We start from the raw sequence: 2,186 nt of genomic DNA, 5'->3' as shown, positions 1-2,186 counted from the left end.
CATTCCGGCAGGAGCGGACACAGTCCATTATCACAATCACAGGATCAGCAGATCCAGCTTTTTCAATAACATAGCGAGGTGTGCATTATGTCGTGGGATCGGTCTGCCCGGTGATGACGAGGTTTTCATGCGCCTTCAGCCAGGCGCCTTGGGCCAGCTGTCGCTTGGCACTTAATTGGGGTCTCCCTCACTTTGTGTGGTTCATCTGCTGTTAGTGGCGCTGTCGCTATGGACGGGCATGCGAACGAAAACGAAATGGTCGCCCGGCCCAGGGGGTGACATCGCCACTGCGGTCCTTCGACCAAGTCGATTCAATTCTGAATTTCGGCCTTTAGATGTTTGTAGCGATTGAATCAGCGACCAAGATCCGGGCAATCGCGGTTATGGTGACCGCGAGCCACTAAGCTTGTGCCGTACCCTTACAATGATTCATCAAGGCGTTTACCTCGGCAATCACGAGATCCGGCGTGATGTCGAACTTGCATCGGACTTTGACCGGACAATGCCGCACTTGGTCCAGACCACACCCGCGACATTCAATAACACTCATAAGCATGCTGACCAGGGGACCTCGAAACCCCCAAATCTCCGGTAGATGTGACGCCGTGAAAATGCCGATAGTAGGGCGGCCAAGCTGGGCAGCGACATGCCCGGTGCCTGAATTGTTCGAAACGACGAGCGCGGCCGAATTCACGAGATAATTGAATTCCAATTCCGACAAGTCGACAGCCGTCCGAATGTTCGCGGCTCCACGATCCCGAGCTATGTTCGCAACCTCCTCAAGCGCTTCCAGGCATTCGCCACGGGCAACGAGGACCACCTCACCACGGGTCGAAAGAGCAGCGACAACTTTGCCAAAACTTTCAATCGGCCAATCTCGCAGGCTGGAATTGGAGAACGGAGCCACGACAATCGGGGCATTGCCTGTAGTCGAATTCTGTGGGTGACCCGCTCCGCTTTCGAAATAGGCAGCTGCCTTTGCGACCAGAAAGAGGAGGATTTCTGACACATGCTGGAGACGCACCTGCTTGCGGTCAATGAACCAATCAAGCCATCTACGAGGGATTTTGTTAGCAAGCCCTATTTTTTGGACCAGCTTGTAGAGGATGGTTCTGCGCAGTTTCAGATTGAATGGCGCTATCGCAATATCGATCTGATGCATGCTGTACGGATCAACTATCGCCGCACGGTGCCTGGCGGGGACTTCAAGCAAGATGGGCCTTGTTTCTTCCGGAACACGCATATCAATGGCAAGATCAAACTCGCCGGTCAGCAGCGGCCTTATGTCGGCGGCTTTTTTGCGCGTTTTGACTTTTGGGTTGCGAGGAAAAAAGTCAAAAGCAATGTGATCGTCGGCGAGGTCGAACTGTTTTGCAGTAGCGATGTTCCAGCTTCCCACCACCAGCGTAATGTGGGCATGCGCAAAACGCTGACGAAGGTCCTTTAGGGGCCCTAGAGACATCCAAAAGTCGCCGACATGATCAAGCTTGAGGACCAAAATTCTCATCCTTGCGCTTGACTGTTCCGGCTCTTCCCAGCTGCGGTATATAATTTGATTGCGGTCGTGCTTTGTAAAATATGCCATTGCCATTCCGAAGATTATACGGTCAACACTGATAGCCAGTGACGCGTGTGTAGGGTTGGAGTGCTCCCCACTTGTCCGCGTCTCCGCAAGAATTCTGCCATCAGATCCAAGCCGCGCTCCAGCAGGAGCTGTCGGGCGAAGTCTGCATCTCTAGCGGTGGTAGCGCGCCAAGAAGCCAGCTATGTCCCGACCCGCAATGTGAAGGGCTTCGTCACGGTCTTGCATGCAGTGAGTTCGAGAAACGCCGAGTAGACGGCGATCGCCAAGCCGCCGTCCCCAGATCTCGAGCATAACGGCAGTGGCCTCGCTCTTTGGTCGATGCTGATCCTGAATGAGACCGTCGCCGCCGGCGACGACATCGCCGGCCGGATTGACCGTCTCCGGCACGCCCTGTCGCTGTGGTCCCGCATCATGGTGGTTAACAAAGGACCCGCCGCAGGCGCTTTTTTCTGCGCGTCCGGGTCGTCCAACATGAAGTGGACGAATCAACCCTGTGATGAAGTCGAGCGCCCGCCCCCCGGGGGGGGGGGGGGGGGGGGTGCCGGGGGGCCCCCGGGTGAGGGGGTAGAAATCTTTCCGTCGAGGCAAGCCAAGATCGTAT

At 55.7% G+C, this 2,186-nt stretch carries 1 protein-coding gene; it reads right to left on the bottom strand.

What is annotated here, in order from left to right; translation table 11 throughout:
• Positions 1 to 400: 400 nt before the first annotated feature.
• The gene (locus NKI17_RS36730) at positions 401 to 1,585 is read right to left on the bottom strand and encodes a glycosyltransferase family 9 protein (protein ID WP_352571661.1); all 1,185 of its coding nucleotides are present in this window, start codon (positions 1,583 to 1,585) and stop codon (positions 401 to 403) included.
• Positions 1,586 to 2,186: the final 601 nt, after the last annotated feature.

The sequence above is a fragment of the Mesorhizobium sp. M0816 genome (assembly GCF_040320005.1).
Lineage (GTDB): Bacteria > Pseudomonadota > Alphaproteobacteria > Rhizobiales > Rhizobiaceae > Mesorhizobium.
Note: the sequence above shows the minus strand (reverse complement) of the source record. Positions and strands in the feature narration are given on the sequence as shown.

Coding starts and splice junctions, on each gene's coding strand:
- NKI17_RS36730 (WP_352571661.1), bottom strand. CDS start 1,585: ATGGCATATTTTACAAAGCACGACCGCAATCAAATTATATACCGCAGC.